The 1,067-nt window shown below is 36.0% G+C and carries 2 protein-coding genes; both read right to left on the bottom strand.

Translation table 11 applies throughout. The annotated features are described in order from the left end of the window. The coding region (locus tag ADIWIN_RS19435) for a hypothetical protein (protein ID WP_200859791.1) at positions 1–262 on the bottom strand (262 nt) is incomplete at its 3' end. Between the two features lie 222 nt (positions 263–484). Then, positions 485–1,067: TolC family protein (locus ADIWIN_RS04875; protein WP_040756572.1), on the bottom strand; the 583-nt coding region annotated here is incomplete at its 5' end.

The following is a 1,067-nucleotide window of genomic DNA, read 5'->3' as shown; positions in this document are numbered from 1 at the left end:
CGTCTATGTCGGAAATTATCGCACGGGGGTATTCTTTATTAAATCTTAATATTTCTTTGGTAACGGAGGCCGCTTCCGGTTTTAAACCTTCTTCAGGTAGCAATGACAATTGAACTGTTTTTATTGATTTAGATGCTTCACTATTAAGTTCATAAAGCACTTCGAAAACACCTTCTTCATCCGTAATTAATGTTTCTTTAAGGTCTCCTACTGTTAGTTCAACCTTTGCTTCTGGTACACTACTGCCAGCGTACCTTCTCAAAGTAAGCAAGTATATTGTGCAATGTGGTGTTTTTATCTGAAGGTCTACTCTGTTTATAGGCTTCAACCACCCTACCCTTTACAAAAATATGTGAGCTATTTCCTAAAACCACAAATACCTCTACGCGTAATAGGTCGAGTTTACCTAACTTCCTTTTAACTATGGAGAAAAAATAACGGATAGGCCATGTTAGCCATCTTAAAAGATAAATGTACTTCATATTTATAAGTCTTCAAATCCCAGGCCAGCGGCGGTTCTGATCTTTGAATAAGCAATAATTAGATCCACATAAAGGGCATTATTGATTAAATTAGAATCAAACAAGCTTGTTTCTCTGGCATTAATTAAAAACAAAGAGCTTTCCCCTAAATCAAACTTAATTCTTTCTCCTTTCAATAAGCTTTCTAAGCCCTGAATATTTTGAGAAAAAATATTTAACTGCCGACTTAAAACTTCGTATTCGTTGAAAACTTTCCTAAGTTTTGCGCTAAGCTGCTCAAATTTCAAGTCACGCTTATAATTCACATCCACAATTTTGGTTCGGGTAATGCCCAAATCCCCTCTTTCTTTTCGCAACAATAAAGGAGTCGCAACCTGAATTCCAAATTTATAATTATTCTCCAGGAAGCCAAATTGTTGCAGTCCTCCAAATGTTTCTGTCAAAAAGTTATACTTAAGTTTAATTTTGGGTTTCAACTGTTCCGCTTTGTACCTCCTCTCGATATCCAGGTAATCCAGATCATAATCAATTAGGCGCATTTCAGGATGATCAAGTACGGCTTCATAATAAAATTCCTTGTTCAGC

Origin of the sequence: Winogradskyella psychrotolerans RS-3 (genome assembly GCF_000427335.1) — a bacterium.
Classification (GTDB): Bacteria; Bacteroidota; Bacteroidia; order Flavobacteriales; family Flavobacteriaceae; genus Winogradskyella; species Winogradskyella psychrotolerans.
The sequence above is the reverse complement of the archived record's forward strand: the minus strand, read 5'-3'. Positions and strand labels throughout refer to the sequence as shown.